Source organism: Enterobacter sp. Ap-1006 (genome assembly GCF_011752835.1).
In the GTDB taxonomy this organism is placed as follows: Bacteria; Pseudomonadota; Gammaproteobacteria; order Enterobacterales; family Enterobacteriaceae; genus Cedecea.
On sequence record NZ_VWWU01000005.1, the window covers coordinates 106846 to 128471 of the forward strand.

Annotated in this window: 17 protein-coding genes; 4 read left to right on the plus strand and 13 right to left on the minus strand. The window is 56.0% G+C overall.

Features of this window, described 5'->3' with window-relative positions:
* Positions 1-56 precede the first annotated feature (56 nt).
* Positions 57-587, minus strand: coding sequence for an NAD(P)H-dependent oxidoreductase (locus F3J28_RS16380; protein ID WP_166877812.1), 531 nt, complete (start codon positions 585-587; stop codon positions 57-59).
* Positions 588-707: 120 nt separating this feature from the next.
* Here F3J28_RS16380 and F3J28_RS16385 point away from each other — a divergent pair, with 120 nt between their 5' ends.
* Positions 708-1061, plus strand: a complete 354-nt coding sequence (locus F3J28_RS16385; protein WP_166877814.1) for a winged helix-turn-helix transcriptional regulator — start codon at positions 708-710, stop codon at positions 1059-1061.
* Positions 1062-1091: 30 nt separating this feature from the next.
* On the opposite strand, the gene nrdG is transcribed toward F3J28_RS16385, so the two are convergent.
* From nrdG to F3J28_RS16400, 3 genes are all read right to left on the minus strand, one after another.
* A complete protein-coding gene (gene nrdG, locus F3J28_RS16390; RefSeq protein ID WP_166877817.1) occupies positions 1092-1556 on the minus strand; it encodes an anaerobic ribonucleoside-triphosphate reductase-activating protein in 465 nt (154 codons plus the stop codon).
* A 265-nt stretch (positions 1557-1821) separates the two neighbouring features.
* The gene (gene nrdD, locus F3J28_RS16395; RefSeq protein ID WP_166877819.1) at positions 1822-3957 is read right to left on the minus strand and encodes an anaerobic ribonucleoside-triphosphate reductase; all 2136 of its coding nucleotides are present in this window, start codon (positions 3955-3957) and stop codon (positions 1822-1824) included.
* A gap of 295 nt (positions 3958-4252) precedes the next feature.
* Entirely contained in the window at positions 4253-5134 is an 882-nt protein-coding gene (locus F3J28_RS16400; RefSeq protein WP_166877821.1) for a LysR family transcriptional regulator, read from the minus strand.
* A gap of 100 nt (positions 5135-5234) precedes the next feature.
* Here F3J28_RS16400 and F3J28_RS16405 point away from each other — a divergent pair, with 100 nt between their 5' ends.
* Positions 5235-5765: an NAD(P)H-dependent oxidoreductase gene (locus F3J28_RS16405; RefSeq protein WP_008454730.1), complete on the plus strand. Its 531-nt coding sequence runs from the start codon at positions 5235-5237 to the stop codon at positions 5763-5765.
* A 143-nt stretch (positions 5766-5908) separates the two neighbouring features.
* Here F3J28_RS16405 and treC read toward each other — a convergent pair whose 3' ends face one another.
* The 3 genes from treC to treR form a co-directional block, all read right to left on the minus strand.
* Entirely contained in the window at positions 5909-7567 is a 1659-nt protein-coding gene (treC, locus tag F3J28_RS16410; protein WP_166877824.1) for an alpha,alpha-phosphotrehalase, read from the minus strand.
* Positions 7568-7765: 198 nt separating this feature from the next.
* The gene (gene treB, locus F3J28_RS16415; protein ID WP_008454726.1) at positions 7766-9184 is read right to left on the minus strand and encodes a PTS trehalose transporter subunit IIBC; all 1419 of its coding nucleotides are present in this window, start codon (positions 9182-9184) and stop codon (positions 7766-7768) included.
* A gap of 120 nt (positions 9185-9304) precedes the next feature.
* Positions 9305-10252, minus strand: coding sequence for a trehalose operon repressor TreR (gene treR, locus F3J28_RS16420; RefSeq protein WP_166877826.1), 948 nt, complete (start codon positions 10250-10252; stop codon positions 9305-9307).
* Positions 10253-10750: 498 nt separating this feature from the next.
* Here treR and mgtA point away from each other — a divergent pair, with 498 nt between their 5' ends.
* Both mgtA and F3J28_RS16430 read left to right on the plus strand, forming a co-directional pair.
* A complete protein-coding gene (mgtA, locus tag F3J28_RS16425; RefSeq protein WP_166877830.1) occupies positions 10751-13468 on the plus strand; it encodes a magnesium-translocating P-type ATPase in 2718 nt (905 codons plus the stop codon).
* Between the two features lie 114 nt (positions 13469-13582).
* Positions 13583-15973 carry a beta-N-acetylhexosaminidase gene (locus tag F3J28_RS16430; protein WP_166877833.1) on the plus strand — a complete coding sequence of 797 codons (2391 nt, stop codon included), beginning with the start codon at positions 13583-13585 and terminating at the stop codon, positions 15971-15973.
* A 51-nt stretch (positions 15974-16024) separates the two neighbouring features.
* Here F3J28_RS16430 and ridA read toward each other — a convergent pair whose 3' ends face one another.
* The 6 genes from ridA to argF all read right to left on the minus strand — a co-directional run bounded on the left by ridA (position 16025) and on the right by argF (position 21496).
* Positions 16025-16411, minus strand: a complete 387-nt coding sequence (gene ridA, locus F3J28_RS16435) for a 2-iminobutanoate/2-iminopropanoate deaminase (protein WP_008454721.1) — start codon at positions 16409-16411, stop codon at positions 16025-16027.
* A 72-nt stretch (positions 16412-16483) separates the two neighbouring features.
* Entirely contained in the window at positions 16484-16945 is a 462-nt protein-coding gene (gene pyrI / locus F3J28_RS16440) for an aspartate carbamoyltransferase regulatory subunit (protein WP_008454720.1), read from the minus strand.
* A 16-nt stretch (positions 16946-16961) separates the two neighbouring features.
* Entirely contained in the window at positions 16962-17894 is a 933-nt protein-coding gene (gene pyrB, locus F3J28_RS16445) for an aspartate carbamoyltransferase (protein WP_166877836.1), read from the minus strand.
* Between the two features lie 416 nt (positions 17895-18310).
* Positions 18311-18790, minus strand: a complete 480-nt coding sequence (locus F3J28_RS16450) for an arginine repressor (protein ID WP_008454718.1) — start codon at positions 18788-18790, stop codon at positions 18311-18313.
* Between the two features lie 158 nt (positions 18791-18948).
* Positions 18949-20418, minus strand: coding sequence for an arginine-ornithine antiporter (gene arcD / locus F3J28_RS16455; RefSeq protein WP_166877839.1), 1470 nt, complete (start codon positions 20416-20418; stop codon positions 18949-18951).
* A 73-nt stretch (positions 20419-20491) separates the two neighbouring features.
* Entirely contained in the window at positions 20492-21496 is a 1005-nt protein-coding gene (gene argF, locus F3J28_RS16460; RefSeq protein WP_166877842.1) for an ornithine carbamoyltransferase, read from the minus strand.
* Positions 21497-21626: the final 130 nt, after the last annotated feature.

Genomic DNA, 21626 nt, shown 5'->3' on the forward strand with positions numbered 1-21626 from the left:
CATGCCGCTCAATACAATTTTTGAGAAGATAACTGCCAGGGATTAAAGGCTAAATATTAAAAGGACTGCAGGTAATCAATATATCCTTTGGCGCTATTTTCCAGCTGCTGCGCGGAAACTTCATATTCAGCCCCATAAAATGCGTAGAAGGGCTGATAATCCGCCTCGACATATTTCGCGGTCATTTCAAACGGCAGAAGTATTTCCTGTAACGAATGCTGATAACGCCCGTCAGGGGAAAAATCCTCCTCTTTGATGCCTGCACTCACCGCCAGTGCGAACTTACGGCCTCTGAGCTTATGCCCGCTGGTAGAGCCGTAGGCCCAGCCATAGGTAAAGACCTCATCCAGCCACTGCTTTAACAACGGTGGGCTGTTAAACCAGTACAGCGGAAATTGCAGAATAATTTTATCGTGTTGTTCAATCAGTTTCTGCTCGCTCTCCACATCAATAACGCCATCTGGATAAGCCTGATAAAGATTGTGGACGGTATATAACGCTGGATGATTTTCTAATTCACTTACCCAGCGATTATTAATTTTAGACTCATTAATATTCGGATGAATAACAACAATTAACGTCTTCATGGTTAATTCCTCTTGAGGTCGCTGTCCAATATCGTTTGTTTGATGTTTGCATCATAGGGAGCTTTAAATTAAAGTACAATACTGTCATTGTTGATATGTACTATACAAAAGGATAGTGTCATGAGCGAAAAGGCTGTGCCGGATTCTTGCGCATTTATGGGCGACACGGGCTTTGCCTACACGCTGTCGCTGGTGAATGGGAAATATAAAATGATCATTCTCTATGCGCTGGCTGAGCATAAGCCGGTGATTCGCTTCAACGAGCTCAAGCGCAGCATTGAGACTATTTCGTTCAGAACCCTGAGCCTGACGCTGAAAGAACTGGAGAATGACGGGTTGATTATCCGGAACGAATATCCGCAAATTCCACCCAAGGTAGAGTACAGCCTTTCAGAGCGTGGTAAGTCGCTGATCCCGGTGTTGGATATGATGTGTGAATGGGGAAACGTGCACCGCTATGATGTGCTGCAGTGAAGCTTCCCGCCGGCTATCGGGAAGCCTGATTTAACGCAGATGATGAACGACCTGGTTACTGCTGCCTCGCCAGATAAGCGCCGGGTCTTTTAAATCCTGAACAAACTTGCCGTCCACCAGCACGTTGATTAACGCTACCACTTCCTGCTGTGCGGCGTTCAGTTCATCAATCTTATATCCCGTCCACACCCAGATGTCCTTGCCCGGGCATTCGGCACGCACGCGCTGCACCAGCTTTAGAATCTCGGGCACGTTCTGCGGATGCAGCGGATCGCCGCCCGAAAGCGAGATTCCCTGGCGCTTAACGCGGGTGTCGTTCAGGTCGGCAATAATGCGATCGGCCATTTCTGCGGTAAACGGCATGCCCGAATTCACGCGCCAGGTGCTTTTGTTGTAGCAGCCGGGGCATTCATGCACGCAGCCTGAGACAAACAGCGTGCAGCGAGTGCCGGGGCCATTGACGATGTCGACGGGGTAGTATTGATGATAATTCATAAGCCTGACCTGATTGCCCTCACCCCGGCCCTCTCCCACAGGAGAGGGAGAAAACCAGCTCGCGGCGTAAGTATTTACATAGACAGTCCCCTCTCCCCTAAGGGGAGAGGGAGAAAACCAGCTCGCGGCGTAAGTATTTACATAGACAGTCCCCTCTCCCCTAAGGGGAAAGGGAGAAAACCAGCGCGCGGCCTAAGTATTTACACAGACAGTTCCTTCTCCCCTTAGGGGAGAGGGTTAGGGTGAGGGGAGTTCGCTTTATGGCTTAACCGATCTGCCCGTTACCCAGGTGCTTAACGCGACGCTTAACTTCTTCCTGCTTGCCGGCGTTAAACGGACGTGCGTCCGGGCTGCCGAGATAACCGCATACGCGGCGGGTAACCGACACGCGCGCCGCATCGTGGTTACCGCATTTCGGGCAGGTAAAGCCCTTGCTGGTACATTCGAACTCGCCGGTGTAGCCGCACTCGTAGCATTCATCGATTGGCGTATTGGTGCCGTAGTAAGGCACGTGCTTGTAGCTGTAATCCCACACATCTTCCAGCGCCCGCAGGTTGTGCTGGATGTTCGGGTACTCGCCGTAGCAAATGAAGCCGCCGTTAGCCAGAGGTGGGTAAGGTGCTTCGAAGTCGATTTTGTCGTAAGGATTCACCTTTTTCTCCACGTCCAGGTGGAAGCTGTTGGTGTAGTAGCCTTTGTCGGTAACGCCAGGCACGACGCCGAACTCAGCGGTATCCAGACGACAGAAGCGGTCGCACAGGTTCTCACTTGGCGTGCTGTAAAGGCTAAAGCCGTAGCCGGTTTCTGCCTTCCAGCTGTCGGTGGCCTCGCGCAGACGAGCCACGATAGCAACGGCTTTTTCTCGCAGGGCTTCGCTGTCGTACACATGCTGGTTACCGAACAGGGCGTTCACCGTTTCGTGGATGCCGATGTAGCCCAGGGAAATAGACGCCCGGCCATTTTTAAAGATCTCAGACACGTCATCGTCGGCCTTCAGGCGCACGCCGCAGGCGCCTTCCATATAGAGGATCGGGGCCACTCGGGCTTTGACGCCTTCCAGGCGGGCAATGCGGGTCATCAGCGCTTTACGTGCCAGCAGGAGGCGATCGTCCAGCAGTTTCCAGAAGGTGGCTTCATCCCCTTTGGCTTCCAGCGCAATGCGCGGCAGGTTCAGGCTGATCACGCCGAGGTTGTTACGCCCGTCGTGGATCTGCTCGCCGTTTTCTTCGTATACGCCGAGGAAGCTGCGGCAGCCCATTGGCGTTTTAAACGAGCCGGTGACTTTCACCACCTGATCGTAGTTAAGAATGTCCGGGTACATGCGTTTGGACGCGCATTCCAGCGCCAGTTGCTTAATGTCGTAGTTGGCGTCGCCGAACTTATGGTTCAGGCCGTCCCGGATCGCAAAGACCAGTTTTGGGAACACCGCGGTTTTACGGTTTTTGCCCAGCCCGGCGATACGATTGCGCAGAATAGACTTCTGGATCAGGCGGGACTCCCAGCTGGTACCGAGGCCAAAACCAAAGGTGACAAACGGCGTCTGCCCGTTGGCGGTATGCAGGGTATTCACTTCGTATTCAAGGGACTGGAAGGCATCGTAGCACTCTTTCTCGGTGCGGGAGTGAGCATATCCCTCCGCGTCAGGGATCTGCCACTCTTCAGCAATTTTACGGTGCTTGTTAAAGCTTTCGGTCACAAACGGGGCCAGCACTTCGTCGATGCGGTTGATGGTGGTTCCGCCGTAAATATGGCTGGCAACCTGGGCGATGATCTGCGCGGTAACCGCCGTTGCGGTAGAAATGGATTTTGGCGGTTCGATCTCGGCGTTACCCATTTTAAAGCCGTGGGTCAGCATACCTTTGAGATCGATAAGCATGCAGTTGAACATCGGGAAAAACGGAGAGTAGTCTAGATCGTGATAGTGAATATCGCCGCGCTCGTGCGCGAGCACCACGTCGCGCGGCAGCAGGTGCTGCTTGGCGTAGTGCTTGGCGACGATCCCGGCCAGCAGGTCGCGCTGGGTGGGGATCACTTTACTGTCTTTGTTGGCGTTTTCGTTGAGCAGGGCGGAATTAGTCTGCTCAACCAGGCCACGAATTTCCTGGTTCAGGCGGCCACGCTTCTCGCGCTCAATATCGCGGTCATGGCGATACTCAATATAGGCGCGCGCCAGCTGCTTGTAGTTTCCGGCCATGAGCTGGTTTTCCACGGCGACCTGGATCTCGCCGATGTCGACCTGGCTGCGACCGGCCATCTGCTGACTGACGATATCTGCGACGGTGGCGCAATAGCCCGCGTCATCGACTCCCGCTGCTTTAGCTGCACGCAGAATGGCTTCTCTGATGCGCTCTGAAGTGAAAGGTACCTTGCACCCGTCTCTTTTCATCACATGCGGTGTCATGATTTCTCCGTTTATTTTTAGGTTATCCACAAATGTAGGGGGATCTCCGGGAGCTCGTAGCCAGTTGTCCTGTCAAAATTTCCCGAAAGTTGGCCCTTTTTATCCACAGATAATCCCCAAACTTATCCTGAGGGCGTTGTCGTTATAATAGTCGATGAATACAACATGTAGGGCCGGGATGCATTCTAAGTTCTATATATAGTGATTTGCATCAAACATGTTTGCGATTTTATTGATTCAGAACAAAGTAAATCGGGGGCGGTAGAAACGGCGGGCGTTGTCTATGGGAGGGAAATTATCCGATTAATTTTTCGTATAAATATTCTACAAACACCCGAGTCTTTGGCGGGATTTTTCCTCCGGCATACTTCACCCAGAGCTGCTGCGGCTCGGGGGCTGAACCCTGCAAAATCGGCACTAACTTGCCTTCGGTGATGGGACGGGTGAGATACCAGTCGGCGAGATAAACGATCCCCATGCCGGACAGCGCGGCATCCATCAGAGAATCCGGCGAGGTGGAGATAAACCAGGCTGAAGGCTCATCAAACAGTGTTTCGTTATTCATCCATTGCTGAAGGCGCCCGGTGCCGGAGTTGCGGTGGATGAGGCAGCGATGCTTCGCGAGATCTTCCGGCGTTTGTGGCGTTCCGTGTTGAGCTAAATAGGCCGGTGACGCCGCCGTAATCATTTTCGAGGTATACAGCTCGCGCGCCACCACGCGGCTATCTCTTACCGTGCGGTGGCCGATGGCCACGTCAATGCGCTCGCCAATGAGGTTGACGCTGCGGGCTTCCATCGACATCTCAAAGCGAATCAGCGGATAGCGCCGCTGGAATTCGGCCAGGATCGGCATCAGGCAGTGGCGGCCAAAGCCAGGGATCACGCTGACGCGCAGCAGCCCCGAAGGTTCCGCCCCCGGATTAACCAGCGCCTGGTTCAGCGCCTGCCACAGCGGAGCGACCTCTTCACGCAGCGCAGTCCCTTCTTCGGTCAGCACCACAAAGTGCGTATTGCGCACAAAGAGCACGATGCCCAGCCGCAGTTCAAGCTGACGTATGCTTTTGCTCACCGCCGCGGGCGTAATACCCAGCTGACGAGCTGCCTCGGAAAAACTCTGGCAGTCTGCCGCCGCCAAAAAAGCGGGAATGAGCCGATGAACGTCTGCGGAAAGCATCATACTTGTAACCTTTGGTTGAAACAGATGTGCCATGTTATGGACTACAGGTAAGCCCTGTCATCTGAAAAGATAGCCTCATCCCAAAAATGAGGTCTGAAAGATGAATAAAATATTAGTGCTGGCGGCACATCGTGCCCCTGAAGAATCTCGTATTAACCGCGCTGGTGTTACGGCCCTGAAAAGCATCGCAGGCGTCACCGTGCACGAACTTAAGCGTGAGTACCCGGATCACCAGATTGACGTTGAGCGTGAACAGGCGCTGCTGGTGGAACATGACGCGATTGTGCTGATGTTCCCGTTCTGGTGGTACAGCTCCCCGGCGATCCTCAAAGACTGGCAGGATCAGGTGCTAACCTTTGGCTTTGCCTACGGGACTAACGGCACCGCGCTGCACGGCAAAAAGCTGATGGTCATGACGTCGACGGGCGGCCAGGCGGAGGCTTATCGTGCAGAAGGTGCTAACCGCTACACGGTGGAAGAGCTGCTGCTGCCGTTCCACGCGATGGCGAATAAGACCGGTATGATCTGGCAGGCACCTGCGCTTATTCAGGGGGCGAATACGATTACGGAAGCGCTGATCGACGAAGGCGTTAACGGCTGGCTGAGCCGGGTTCAGGCGCTAAAAGGGTGATTTCCCCTCACCCCGGCCCTCTCCCCAAAGGGGCGAGGGGGCAAACAACGGGGTAAAGCAGTATTCAATCTATCCCCTCTCCCTTTCAGGGAGAGGGGTAGGGTGAGGGTCAGAAGCGACATTGGGGGTTGTCAGTAATCAGACTAACGCTTAACCCAGTACACTGCCTCAAACGGCCTCAGGCTCATCTCCGCAGGCTTCGGTGCGGCATCAGCGTAGTTACTCATCAGTACTTCCCATTCGCCTTCGTGTCCTTCCAGCTGCAGCCATTGCGCTTCCGCGCTAAGGTTCGCGGCAACGACCAGCGTCTGGCCTTCATGTTGGCGGCTGTAGCTCCACACCAGCGGGTGCTCCGGCAGCAGATCCTGATAATTTCCCCAGGTCAGCACCGGCTCCGCCTTACGCAGCTTGATCAACTGCTGGTAGGTATAGAAAACCGACTCTTTGTCCTCCAGCGCCGCTGCGGCGTTGACCGTCTGGTAGTTATCGCACAGGCCAATCCACGGTGTGCCTTCGCTAAAGCCGGCATTACTGCCTGCATCCCATTGCATCGGCGTGCGGCTGTTATCGCGTGACTTACTGGCAAGAATAGCCATCAGCGTGTCGCTGTCGCGCCCAAGGGTTCGCAGCTCGGCAAACATATTGAGGCTTTCCACATCGCGGTACTGATCGATGTTGGAGAAATGCGGATTGGTCATCCCAATCTCTTCCCCCTGATAGATGTACGGCGTGCCTTGCATGCCGTGCAGCACCATCGCCAGCATCTTCGCGGAGGTGGTTCGCAGCTCGCCTTCGTGACCAAAACGGGACACGATGCGCGGCTGGTCGTGGTTACACCAGAACAACGCGTTCCATGCCACGTTGTGCATCCCCTGCTGCCAGTGGTTGAAGATTGACTTCAGCTCCACGTAGTCAGGTTTTGCCAGCGTCCATTTCTCACCGCCAGGATAATCCACCTTGAGGTGATGGAAGTTAAAGGTCATCGACAGCTCGCTGCCGTCGAGAGCGCCATATTTCTGGCAGTTATCCAGCGAGGTGGAGGACATCTCGCCGACGGTCATTAGGCCGAGCGGCTTAAAGGCATCGCGGCTGAATTCCCTCAGGTACTCGTGAACCCGTGGGCCATCGGTGTAAAAACGACGCCCATCACCGCCGTGCACGTCATTCGGGAACGTCTGGTCTTTTGACACCAGGTTAATTACGTCGAGGCGCAGGCCGTCCACGCCGCGGTTGGCCCAGAACTCGCAAACCTTCTTCAGCTCGGCGCGAACCGTCGGGTTTTCCCAGTTAAGGTCTGCCTGCTCAGGCGCGAAAAGGTGCAGGTAGTATTGCCCGGTTTCCGCCTGCCACTGCCAGGCGTTGCCGCCAAACTTCGAACGCCAGTTATTCGGCAGAATATCCGGCGTGCCGTCGCGCCAGATATAGAACCCGCGGTACGGGCTGTGTTTATCCTGCGCCTGCTTGAACCAGTCGTGCTCCGTGGAGGTGTGGTTAAACACCATATCGAGCACCAGACGAATACCGCGCTGGTGGGCTTCGGCCACCAGCAAATCAAAATCTTCCAGCGTGCCGTAGGTCGGATCTATCGCGCAGTAGTCAGCGACGTCGTAGCCGTTGTCTATCTGAGGCGACACATAAAACGGCGTCAGCCAAATGGCATCTACACCCAGCGTTTTGAGGTAATCCAGACGCTGAATCACGCCCTTCAGATCGCCGGTCCCGCTGCCGGTTGTGTCCTGGAAACTCTTCGGGTAAATCTGGTAGATGACGCCGTTCTGCCACCATGGAGGAGTGATATTCATAGCGAGTTCCTGCTAGCTGAAGGGGCTGAATTGCCCCATAAACTGATGACAAACTTCTGGCAGTAGAAAGAACCGTAAGTGCCATCAAAAATAAACAAGGAAAATCAACGGGCTGATTTTCAGCTGATAACCCACAAAGCGAGAAAAAGTCACTTTGCTCTGACGAAAAGGGGGCATTTCTGCCCCCGGTCTATCTCACTACACCACCAGCAGCGTGCCCTGGCGGAATTTACGCTTGTAGACGATGGAAGTCAGGATAATCGGCACAATCACCGCGATAACAATCGCAATGGCGTAGACGCCCCAGAACTTAGGCTGAATGGACAGGATGCCCGGCAGACCGCCGACGCCAATCCCGTTCGCCATCACGCCGTTCAGGCCGCACAGCAGGCCAGCCAGGCCGGAACCGACCATCGCGCACAGCATCGGGAAGTGGTACTTCAGGTTGATCCCGTACATGGCCGGTTCGGTTACGCCGAGATAGGCAGAAATGGCCGCCGGGACGGAGATTTCACGTTCATTCTGCTTGCGGCTACAGATAATGATGCCGACAACCGCAGAAGCCTGCGCGATGTTAGACAGCGCAATCAGCGGCCAAACCGGTGTCCCGCCCAGGCTCTGGATCATCTGCATGTCGATGGCCAGCGTGGTCTGGTGAACGCCGGTAATCACCAATGGTGCATACAGGAAACCAAACAGCGCGGCGCCGATAGGGGCGAAGCTGCCGGTCATCAAGTGGCGAACCGCGAACGCCACGCCGTCGCCGATCATACGGCCAAACGGCCCGATGACGGTGTGCGCCAGGAAAACAGCCAGGATCAGCGAGCAAACCGGCACGATAACCAGATACAGATAATCCGGCACGATACGTTTCATTCGAGTTTCGATGAAGCCGAGCGCCAGGCCGGCCAGCAGCGCCGGGATAACCTGCGCCTGGTAACCGACTTTCTCAATAGTGAACCAGCCGAAGTTCCACACTTCCGGGATCTTGGTGCCCAGCTCGTAGGCGTTCATCAGCTGCGGGGAGACCAGCGTAACGCCCAGCACGATGCCGAGGATCGGCGTGCCGCCCATTTTCTTCACCGCAGACCAGCAAATGCCCACCGGCAGATAGAAGAAGATCGCTTCACCAATCAGCCACAGGAAGTCATAGACGGTTTTCAGCGCCGGGTACATCTGGGCAAGGGTTTCCCCGTTGCTCATCGGCAGGTCGCCAATGACGTTACGGAAACCGAGGATCAAACCCCCGCTGATAAGCGCTGGCAGCAGGGGGAAGAAGATCTCTGCGAAGTGGGAGATCAGCTGCTCGTGCCATTTCATATTTTGACGCGCCGCCGTCTTGGCCTGCTCTTTGTCGGCGGAGTCCAGCCCGGTCGTGGCGATCAGCGCTTTGTAGTAATCATCCACATCGGTACCGATAACCACCTGGAACTGGCCGGCATTGGTAAAGCAGCCTTTCACCATGGGCAGATTTTCGATCTCTTTAGGATGGGCATTTTCGGGATGGTTCAGCACAAAACGCAGTCGGGTAATACAGTGGCTGACGGTGGCGATATTCTCGCGCCCGCCAACCAGTTCGATCAGTTTGTCGATGTCTTGTTGTTTTACTTTGCTCATAAGTAACACCCTGGGTAGGAGGTAATGACCTGTTGTAAGGGTAGCCAGGTTTCTATTTTGCGAAAATGGGAACGTTCCCGAAATCGGGCGAAGATCACAAAATCCCGATCAGGGGCGGTTTTATTGCAGGTGACTAGGGATGACGATTTGCCGCAGCTGTTGGTCCTGAGAAATCTGCCCGATCAGCTGTAAAGCCGCGGCGCGACCGGCTTCGGCGTAGCCTGGGTCAACGGTAATGATTTCAGGATGCAAGAATTTCATCAGCGGCGTATTCCCCACGCTCGCCAGTTGAATATCGCTGCGATTTTGCTGCTGGAGATATTTGCTTGCGCCCAGCGCCAGGGTGTCGGTGGCGCACAGCAGGGCGGTGGTTTTCGGGGTCAGAACTTCAACCACATGCTCGTAGCCCTGCTTCATGGCAAGGCCGGGCAGGGCGGCATTTGGAACGATATCGTGGTCACGGCAAAAAGCGAGATACGCCTGGTGGCGGCGGTAACCGGTGGTGACGTCGCCGTGCGGCACGCCAAGGAAGCTGATATCCCGGTGACCCTGCTGATAAAGCGTAGACATCAGGATGTGAATAGAGCCTTCATCGTCATAACACACCGAAGCGAAGCCGCTGGCGTCTCGCGCCATCAGCACCAGCGTGGAACGCCATGGCTGCAGCACTTTCTCGTTGATGCCGGTGAAGCCAAACAGAATCACGCCGTCGATGTTGCGGCGGCGCAGCATGCCAAGATGCTCCTCAACCATCTCTGGTGAGAACTGGCTTTCCATCATGATCGGATCGTAGCCCTGCTCGTAAAGGCAAGGCAGCATGGTTTGCACCGCCAGATTTTCCGACAGGGAGTCCAGGCGGGTCACGATAATGGCGACGACTTTATCGCTTTGGCCCCGCATCGCGCGCGCCGAGCGGGAGGGGGAAAACTCATGCTGCTGCATTACCGCTTCAACCCTTTCCCGCGTGCGGGCGCTGACGCCGCTTTCATTGTTCAATACGCGAGAAACGGTAGATTTCCCCACGCCGCTCAGGCGGGCAATATCTTTGATGGTAAGGCGACTTTGCATGGTTGTTCTTTTCCCTGGCGGTCACGGTGCAAATTGGCTGGTTAGACAATGGCGGCTAGCCCTGTTCCCTTAGGGACACGAATGCAGTGATTGTCACTCGTTTGCCACCAACCTGTAATCCGGATTATTTAGAATATACTTACCAGGATTAAAATTTTAACGCTCTATCCCGTTCCCGATATGGGCAAAATCTGGTTTACAGACGGTTTAGTTTTACGGGCGTAGTATACCTGGCATTCTCATTATGCCAGAAGGCGTAATGCTATTTTTCTTTCAACGCTACCGGAGATGACATGGAACCCGATCCCAGTCCTCACCCTGAAGTAACAGGAATTTTCCGGTAAGCCACAGGTTAACGCCCGCTGCCTTACCGGTTTTGTAAGGCAGTGACGACCGCTCTCTTTTACGTCCCTGCTTGTTGATGCTCTCCTGCCTGATGGAGCTTTGTTGCGCCTGCAGGAAACTTAGGTACCGCTCAAGACGGTGCTAAGGACGTTTATGCAATTCAAAAACCTCACACGCCAGCTGATGTCCCAGCTGAGCCGCCATCTGCCGCGCCGCCTGGTGCAGCGCGATCCTATGCCTGACGGGAAAGTAGTGGCGAAGGCCGCCGATATTCCGGCGACGCTGACCCAGGCCTGCCTGAAATATGCCGCCGCCAGCGAAGAGCAGCTCTACGTTGAGTTTGGCAGCCACCCGGAAGGGCTGGACGCTCGCGAAGTCGAAAAGGCGCGCGAAACCCACGGTCTGAACCAGATCCCGGCGCAGCAGCCTGCGCCGTGGTTTGTGCATCTCTGGGTTTGTTACCGCAACCCGTTCAACCTGCTGCTGACGGCGCTGGGGATTTTCTCCTACGCAACGGAAGATGATCTGTTTGGCGCCAGCGTCATCGCGCTGATGGTGGTGATTTCCACGCTGCTGAACTTCATCCAGGAAACCCGCTCCACCCGCGCGGCGGATGCGCTGAAGGCGATGGTCAGCAACACCGCCACCGTGCTGCGCGTGATCAACGAACAGGGCGAATATGCCTACGTCGAAGTTCCGCTGGACCAGCTGGTGCCGGGGGATATCGTTAAGCTTGCCGCGGGCGACATGATCCCAGCCGACCTGCGCGTGATGCAGGCGCGTGACCTGTTTGTTGGCCAGGCGTCGCTGACCGGGGAATCTCTGCCGGTCGAGAAAGTTGCCGTCAGCCGCCAACATGACCAGCACAACCCGCTCGAGTGCGACAACCTCTGCTTTATGGGCACCAACGTGGTGAGCGGCACTGCGCTGGCGATGATTATCGCCACCGGCGGCAACACCTGGTTCGGCCAGCTTGCCGGACGTGTCACCCAGCAGGAAAGCGAACCTAACGCCTTCCAGCGGGGTATCAGCCGCGTAAGCTGGCTGCTGATCCGCTTCATGATGGTGATGGTGCCGGTGGTGCTGCTGATTAACGGCTTCACCAAGGGCGACTGGTGGGAAGCGGCGCTGTTCTCGCTCTCCGTTGCCGTCGGCCTGACGCCGGAAATGCTGCCCATGATTGTGACCTCCACGCTGGCGCGCGGGGCGGTCAAGCTGTCGAAGCAAAAAGTCATTGTGAAGCACCTGGATGCTATCCAGAACTTTGGCGCGATGGACATCCTGTGTACCGATAAAACCGGCACCCTGACGCAGGACCGCATCGTGCTGGAAACCCACACCGATATCTTCGGTGAACAAAGCGATCGCGTGCTGCATACCGCCTGGCTGAATAGCCACTACCAAACCGGCCTGAAAAACCTGCTCGACGTGGCGGTACTGGAAGGCGTCGATGCCGATCACGCCCGCACGGCGGTTGCCCGCTGGCACAAAATAGATGAAATTCCTTTCGACTTTGACCGTCGCCGCATGTCGGTTGTGGTCTCCGAGCAGGCCGACGTGCATCAGCTTATCTGTAAAGGTGCGCTGCAGGAGATCCTCAACGTCTGTACCCATGTGCGCCACGGGGATGAAATCGTACCGCTTAGTGAAGGGATGCTGACGCGTATTCGCAGCGTAACCGACTCGCTAAACAGCCAGGGGCTGCGCGTCGTTGCCGTAGCCACCAAATTCCTGCCAGCCCGCAGCGCAGACTACAGCCGCGTGGATGAGTCCGATCTGATCCTCGAAGGCTACATTGCCTTCCTCGATCCGCCGAAAGAAACCACCGCTCCGGCGCTAAAAGCGCTGAAAGCCAGCGGCATCGCGGTGAAAATCCTGACCGGTGACAGCGAACTGGTCGCGGCGAAAGTATGCCGTGAAGTCGGCCTGGAAGTCGGCGACCTGATTATCGGCAGCGACATCGAAGAGATGAGCGATGACGAGCTGGCTCGTGTGGCGCTGCAAACCACGCTGTTTGCCCGCCTGACGCCGATGCACAAAGAGCGTATCGTTCGCCTGCTGCGCGGTGAAGGCCATGTCGTGGGCTTTATGGGCGACGGCATCAACGATGCTCCAGCGTTACGTGCCGCGGATATCGGTATTTCCGTCGATGGCGCGGTGGATATCGCCCGTGAAGCTGCCGACATCATCCTGCTGGAAAAAAGCCTGATGGTGCTGGAAGAGGGCGTGATTGAAGGCCGTCGTACCTTCGCCAACATGCTCAAGTACATCAAAATGACCGCCAGCTCCAACTTCGGCAACGTTTTCAGCGTGCTGGTGGCCAGTGCCTTCCTGCCGTTCCTGCCGATGCTGCCGATCCACTTACTTATTCAGAACCTGATGTACGATGTCTCGCAGGTCGCGATCCCGTTTGATAACGTCGATGATGAGCAAATCAAGCAGCCGCAGCGCTGGAATCCGGCTGACCTGGGCCGCTTTATGGTGTTCTTCGGGCCGCTCAGCTCCATCTTCGATATCGTGACCTTCGGCGTGATGTGGTGGATTTTCAAAGCCAATTCCCCGGAAGCGCAAACGCTGTTCCAGTCCGGCTGGTTCGTGGAAGGCCTGCTGTCGCAGACGCTGATTGTGCACATGATCCGTACCCGTCGCATTCCGTTCCTGCAAAGCCGTCCGGCCTGGCCGCTGATGGTGATGACGCTGCTGGTGATGGCGCTCGGGATTGCGCTGCCGTTCTCCCCGCTGGCGGATTACCTCCACCTGCAGGCGCTGCCGCTGAGCTACTTCCCGCTGCTGGTGATCATCCTGGCAGGCTACATGATGCTGACTCAGGCGGTAAAAGGTTTCTATAGCCGCCGTTACGGCTGGCAGTAATCCAAATAATGGCGAGATGTGATCCACGTCTCGCCGCCGCCTTGCTGAAAAATCCTCCACGTGATAACAGATTGTTTTTGCTGTTTTCTGGCCCGTCACGTGAAAGGATTATCCATGTTCAAATCGCTTCGTTTCAGCCTGCTGGCCGCAGGTATCGCCGTTGCCTGCCAGGCGCAGGCCGCCCCGGCAGGAGATCTCCCGTTGATGCCCTGGCCGCAGCAGGTCGAACTCCCGGCCACGCAGGGTAGCCTGCCGCTGACTAACGCCGTGTCTATCGCCATTAGCGGCGACAAGCTCGACGGCGCCATTGACCGCTGGCGGCAGCGTATCAGCCTGCAAACCGGCTGGCAGCTTCAGCCTGCGGCTGCACAGCCGGCCAAACCCACGATTGCTATTCAAATTAAACAAGTCGTTGACCCACGGCCTAAAGCTGACAGCGACGAAAGTTATGCCTTAAGCGTGACGGCGGACGGCGTGAAGCTCACCGCTAACACGCGATTTGGGGCAATGCGCGGCATGGAGACCTTGCTGCAGCTGATTCAAAATGGCCCGCAAAACACGTCGATTCCTTATGTCGAAATAAAAGATGTCCCGCGTTTCCCGTGGCGCGGGCTGCTGCTTGATTCGGCCCGCCACTTTATGCCGGTGAACGACATTCTCCGTCAGTTGGACGGGATGGCCGCCGCCAAGCTGAACGTCTTCCACTGGCACCTGACGGACGATCAGGGCTGGCGCTTTGCGTCGACTCATTATCCAAAGCTGCAGCAGCTGGCGAGCGACGGGCAGTTCTATACACAGGCGCAAATGAAACAGGTGGTACGCTATGCCACCTCGCTGGGCATTCGCGTGGTGCCGGAAATCGACCTGCCGGGCCACGGTTCCGCGCTGGCTGTCGCTTACCCGGAGCTGATGAGCGCGCCGGGGCCTTACCAAATGGAGCGCAACTGGGGCGTCCTGAAGCCGCTGCTGAACCCGGCAAACGAAGCGGCCTACAAATTTGTTGATACGCTGATTGGCGAAGTTACAGCCATTTTCCCGGACAGTTACTTGCATATCGGCGGTGATGAGGTGGATGACACCCAGTGGAAAGAAAACGCCGCCATCCAGCAATTTATGAAGCAGCACAACCTGGCGGACTCTCACGCGCTGCAAACGTACTTCAACCAGCGGCTGGAGAAGATCCTCGAGAAACATAAGCGCCAGATGATGGGCTGGGATGAGATTTATCACCCGGATCTGCCGAAGAACATTTTGATCCAGTCCTGGCAGGGGCAGGATTCGCTGGGGGCTATTGCGGCCAACGGCTACAAAGGCATTCTGTCCACGGGCTTTTACCTCGATCAGCCGCAGTCCACCGCCTACCACTACCGCAATGAAGTCCTGCCGGTTGGTCTAAACGGGGTGGATCACATCCGCGAGGCCGACAGCGCACAGAGCTGGTTCTTCAGCATGCCTCGCCTGAAAGGCAGCGCGGTAGAAGGCAGTTTTACGCTGGTGAAAAGTGACGGTGGCTGGCGCGGATTTATCGACTTCAAGGGCAAATCCCGCCGTGCAGTTCATGACGTAAAATGGCTGAACCCGACTCAGGTAACCTTTACGGTAGACACCTGGATGGGGGAAACGCGCCCGGTAGTTACGCTGGAAAACGACAAGCTTAACGGCTACTTCCTGGTGGGCAACGTGCGCTATCCGGCGACCGGGCAGAAGCTCGAAGGCATCCCGGATGGCAAACAGCCTGTGGTCCCAACCGAAGCGCAGATGAGCAATATCCTCGGCGGCGAAGCGGCGCTGTGGGCGGAAAACGTGATCTCCCCGCTGCTGGATATCAAGCTCTGGCCACGGACTTTTGCCGTAGCCGAGCGGCTGTGGTCGGCTAAAGACGTCACAGACGTGGACAATATGTACCAGCGTATGCAGGCCATTGATGCCTGGTCCACGGTGTCCGTTGGCCTGCGTCAGCATACCGAGTCCGTTACGCAGCTCACTCGCCTGGCTGGTACACCGGAGATCATGCCTCTGCAAATCCTCGCCCAGGCCATTGAGCCGGCGCAGTACTACACGCGCCAGCATCTGAAATTCCAGGCAGGGAATTACAACCACTTTGAGCCGCTGAACCGCTTTGCCGATGCGCTTGGGGCAGAAAGTGGGCAGGTCAGGGCGATTAACGGTTGGGTGGACAAACTGATTGCCGACAGGGAAGACGGGAACAGTGCGGAAGCGTTGCGCCATATCTTCACTCGCTGGCAGAACAACACCCCGGATGTATTGGCGCTGATCGACGGCAACTACGAGCTAAAACCGCTTAAGCCGGTTGCTGAAGACGTGGACAAGCTCGCCGGGCTGGGCTTAAGGCTGACGGATTTGGTGGCGAAGCAAGGTTCGCTCAGCGATGACGAGCTGAAAGCCATTCAGGCTCAGCTGGATGCTGCGGCGCAGACTCGTGATGAAGTGGTGATTGCGGCGGTGTATCCGCTGGAGAAACTGCTGCGGGCTGCCGTGAAGTAAGAAAGAAATGGCCCCGTGAAAGCGGGGCCAGAAGTAAAGCGCGGCGGCGAACTAGCGGCGAACGGCGATAGCTTCGATTTCGATTTTTACGTCTTTCGGCAGACGAGCTACTTCAACGCAAGAGCGAGCCGGGAAGGTCGCGTTATGTTCGTTGAAGAAGGCTTCGTAGGTGGCGTTCACGGTCGCGAAATCATTCAGATCTTTCACAAACACGGTGGTTTTCACGATGTCGCCCACTTTCAGGCCCGCGGACTCAACGATAGCCTTCACGTTTTCCAGGGACTGACGAGCCTGAGCGGCTACATCTTCCGGCACTTCGCCGGTTTTTGGGTTCACCGGGATCTGCCCGGAAGTGATGATCATGCTCCCGAGATCGACACCCTGAACATAAGGACCGATAGCGGCCGGTGCATTTTCCGTGCTAAGCGTACGTGACATACTTTCTCCTTAGTATTGGATATAAACTCCCGCCCATTATAGGGACGGGAAGTTGCTTGTCATTAGTCGCCGTTAATCTACCAGAACCACGTGGCGAGCGAACTCTTTCTCGCAATACTTGCACTTCAGGCTGATATCGTCGGCGCGCTGCTTCACGGCGAACGAAGAAGCCACCGGCTCGTTGTGGCTGATGCAGTTGGTGTTCGGGCACAGCAGCACTTTCTCGATGCGATCCGGCAGGCTTGGGGTGCTTTTGCCCACCACTTCGTATTCGTCGATGCGGTTCACCGTGGCGTGCGGAGCGTACAGCGCCAGCTGATTCACCTGCTCGTCGGTCAGGAAAGTATTTTCAATTTTGATCAGATCTTTGCGGCCCAGCTCGCGGGACGGCAAATTCAGGCCGATGGTAATACGCTGGTCGGTTTCGGTCAGCTGGAACAGGGTCAGCAGCTTAAAGCCAACCTGAGCCGGAATGTGGTCGATAACGGTGCCGCGCTTGATGGCTTCAACCTGTAATTTATTATCGTGCGTCATCTTCTTGTCCTCTCACTTAAACCAGTTCGCGATTCAACACCAGCGCCAGCAGCGCCTGGCGAGCAAAAATACCGTTCCCGGCCTGCTGGAAGTACCAGGCATGCGGCGTGCTGTCTACGTCGGTGGTGATCTCATCCACGCGCGGCAGCGGGTGCAGTACCTTCATGTTGCCGCGTGCGCCGGCCAGGTCGGCGGCGCGCAGGATAAACTGCGCCTTAACGTTGGCGTACTCAGACGGATCCAGACGCTCTTTCTGCACGCGGGTCATATACAGAATGTCCAGCTCGCCTACCACTTCGTCGATAGACTCGTGGCGGCTCCAGACAATGCCTTTTTCATCCAGCATGTCGAGAATGTACTGCGGCATCGCCAGGGCAGTTGGCGCGATGAAATAGAAGCGGTTGCCGTTGAACTTCGCCAGCGCCTGGGCCAGCGAATGCACGGTGCGGCCATATTTCAGGTCGCCGACCATGGCGATATTCAGGTTCTCCAGGCGGCCCTGAGTTTCCTGAATGGTGAATAAATCCAGCAGGGTTTGGGTCGGGTGCTGGTTCGCGCCGTCACCGGCGTTCAGCACCGGGATCTCACCGGAAAACTCGGTGGCCAGGCGAGCCGCGCCTTCCTGCGGGTGGCGCATCACAATGGCGTCCACGTAGGTACTGATGACGGAGATGGTATCCGCCAGCGTCTCACCTTTCTTGCCCAGCGAAGTGTTGCTGCTGTCGGAGAAACCCACCACGGACGCGCCCAGACGGTGAATGGAGGTTTCAAAAGAGAGACGGGTTCGGGTCGACGCTTCAAAGAAGCAACTGGCGATAACTTTGTGCTTCAGCAACTCCGGCTGTGGATTAGCTTTTAGCTTTGCCGCGGTTGCCAGCACCAGTTCAAGTTCTTCACGACTGAGATCATTGATGGAAATGATGTGTTTTTTATAGAGCGGGTTAGTCATGCTTCTCTCCTGTTCTCGGGCCGACGGGCAAAAAAAAGGCCCCTCAACGAGGGGCCTAAGATTGATGACAAACAGCCGAAAAGCGTGGTTTTCGGCTGTTTGGTGTAAATCAGAAGGCATAATTCATTGCTTCTATTAGAGCGGTGCTCAGGACCGACGGGAACAATGTACTTTGCCAATAACATCAGGCCCCTTAAAGCGGGGCCTGATATTTGGGAATTTAGAAATTCGACGGTGCAACGGGAAGAAAAACGCCCTGCCGCGTCTGCTTTCAGACGTCGAGCTGCGACATTTTTTTGAACACAGTAAACCATGCTTCCTCCCGGCAAATTGTGGCGCATTATACGCGCGTGGGTGTTCTCTGCAAGCGCTAAAATCACACTTTTTCAGGGGCGCTGCAATCGGTTGCGGTGCATTCAGGCCTGGCCCAGCATACGCATGATGCGGCGATGCACCAGCGGCGTTTTTTGCACTTCACGCGGCGCAATCCAGACCACGCTGCTGCCGGCGACCACGCCCAAAATCTCGGCGATGGCGTGATGATCGAGAATTTTTGCTATCGCTTTGCCGTAGCCTGACACCGTATGCACCATGACAAATTCACTGTTGTGCTCAACGCTTAACACCATTTCGGCCACCGAACGCGCTGCGTTGGGCTGGGGCAAAGTCTGCGGGCTAAGAGCATAGATTTTTTGCCCTTTGGCATTGCGTAATTTGATAACGCCCAGCAGCTTGAGCAGGCGGGAGACGGTGGACTGACTGATGGCTTCGAAGCCGTGCTGTTTCAGGTCATGGCGCAGTTGCTCCTGGGAGTGATAACTCTTGTGGCTGATGAGCTGTTGGCACAGTTCAAGCTGGCGCTGCTCTTTCTCGAACGAGAGGCGGGATGTCCTCATGATCTCTATACACTCCTGTGATGGCCGGTGCGTTTTCATTGCACGGTTGATGAACATAATTTATTGATAGAAATGATTTTTATTAATTTTATCTTTTTAAAATGTCGCCAATGGTTTGAGATGAAGCGTTTAACGCCACAATCGTGGCGTTAATGGCGTCAGGCTATCTGTAAATTTCCACTTATGACCAGTTTTAATGTCCATGCGGCCAGAGCCAGAATGGCCACGGAGATCGCCAGTTCATAGCTTTTCAGCAGCGGCTGACCCTGGGTTTTTTTCTGCCACAGGAACACCAGAATGCCCGGCGTGAATAACAGCGAGCTGAGCAACATCGAATCGCCTGCGGCGTAGCAAAGCCAGAAGCCGTAAACTGTTGCAACGAGGCCAAGCACGATGCCGCCGGTTCGTGATTCCCCCTGTCCATAGCGCTCCCCGGTCCAGGCCAGCTTCAGCCCGTAGGCCGCGCTGAACAGGTACGGAGGTAAAATGGCCGCCGTGGCAATGGAGAACAGCGCCTGGTAGCCGGCGGCGTAGAACAGGGTAAGGATCAGGAAGAGCTGAATTAAGCCATTGGTGATCCACAGTGAAAACGAAGGCGAATGACGGGCGTTCTCTTTGGCGAAAATTTTAGGGAAAATGCCATCAATTGCCGCGACACGCGGTAATTCTGCGGCAAACAGCGTCCAGGCCAGCAGCGCGCCGGCTACGGACAGAATCACGCCTCCGGCAACGAACTTCGCTCCCCATGCCCCGACCACGCTTTCCAGCACGCCGGCCATCGACGGATTCTTCAGCCCGGCCAGGCTCGCCTGATCGAGGATCCCCATCGACAGCACGCTGACCAGCACGTAAATCGCCAGCGCGCCCAGCAGACCAATGACCGTCGCCTTACCGATATCCTCACGTTTTGCGGCCCGGGCAGAAACAACGGTTGCCCCTTCAATGCCGATAAACACCCAGGTGGTGACCAGCATGGTGTTTTTAACCTGGTCGAAAATTTCCGGGCGAGATCCTTCGACCAGCATCATGCGGCCCCAGAAATCCGCCGTGAACACACCAATCCGAAAGGCAATCAGCACCGCGACAATAAAGACCAGCAGAATGATGACCTTGACTACGGTGAGGATGGTGTTGATGTAGGCGGCTTCTCGTACCCCGCGAAGTACCAGGGCATGAACTAACCAAAGCACGATGGAGGCGCCGATAATCGACGGCAGGTTGTTTCCATCGCCAAACACCGGGATGAAAAAGCTCATGGCGCTGAACAGCAGCACCGCGTAAGAGACGTTCCCCAGCCAGGCGGAGAACCAGTAGCCCCAGGCGGACTGGAAGCCAATAAAGTCGCCAAACCCGGCCCGGGCATAGCTGTAAACGCCGCCGTCAAGATCCGGGCAGCGAGCGCTGAGATTCTGATAAATAAACGCCAGGCAAAGCATGCCGACGCCGGTAATGGCCCAGCCGATCAGCAATGCGCTGGGGGACGCTACCGAAGCAAAGTTTTGCGGCAGGCTGAAAACGCCCCCGCCAATCATGGAGCCTATAACCAGCGCCACCAGCGCGCTGAGTCCGAGTTTTCTTTCACTGCTTGTGGAGGTGTCTGCGGCACCTTCATGGGTAACATCGGCCATTTCCTTTTCTCCCGCTGCGCGAAGCAGCACAAGGGCAATACGGGCAGCGAGGGGTTCCCACTGCCCGACAGCGTTACGCGCCGAGCGTGGCGACCATCACGGCTTTAATGGTGTGCATGCGGTTTTCGGCTTCGTCGAAGACAATGGAGTGTGTTGACTCAAAGACTTCCTCGGTCACTTCCAGCCCCTTCAGGCCGTAGGTTTCTTCGATCTCTTTGCCGACTTTGGTGTGTTCGTTATGGAAGGCAGGCAGGCAATGCATGAACTTGACGTTCGGGTTGCCGGTCGCATTAAGAACGCTCTGGTTAATCTGGTAGGGCGTCATGATACTTACGCGTTCAGCCCAGGCTTCTTTAGGCTCGCCCATCGAAACCCAAACGTCCGTGTAGAGGAAATCCACGCCCGCAACGCCTTCTTCCACACTGTCCGTCAGCATGATGCGGCCACCGGTTTCTTTGGCGATGGCGCGGCATTGCTCGACCAGCGCCGCTTCAGGCCAGAAGGCTTTCGGCGCGACAAGACGAATATCCATGCCCATTTTGGCTGCGCCCACCATCAGGGAATTGCCCATGTTGTTACGGGCATCGCCGAGATAAGCGAAGGAGAGATCCTGCAGTTTTTTACCCGGAGCGTGCTCCAGCATGGTCATCAGGTCGGCGAGGATCTGGGTCGGGTGAAATTCATTGGTTAGCCCGTTCCAGACCGGCACGCCAGCGTATTCCCCCAGCTCTTCGACAATGTCCTGGCCATAGCCGCGGTATTCAATCCCGTCGTACATCCGCCCCAGCACGCGAGCGGTATCTTTCATGGATTCTTTATGGCCGATTTGCGAGCCGCTTGGCCCCAGATAGGTCACCAGCGCGCCCTGGTCAAACGCGCCAACCTCAAAGGCGCAGCGGGTACGGGTGGAGGTTTTCTCGAAAATCAGCGCGATGTTTTTACCGCATAGCGTTTTTTTCTCCGTTCCGGCCTGTTTGGCGGCCTTCAGTTCACGGGCCAGGTCGATGAGGTACTGAATTTCTGCCGGTTTGAAGTCGAGGAGTTTCAGGAAATTACGGTTTTTTAGGTTGATAGTCATTTTCGTTATCCTTTGAATGAGAAGTTTTTTTACCCTCACCCCGGCCCTCTCCCTGGAAGGGAGAGGGGGGAAATGCTGGTGATTCTGTTTCGTTTCCTGTCCCCTCTCCCCGAGGGGAGGAGGAAGTGCA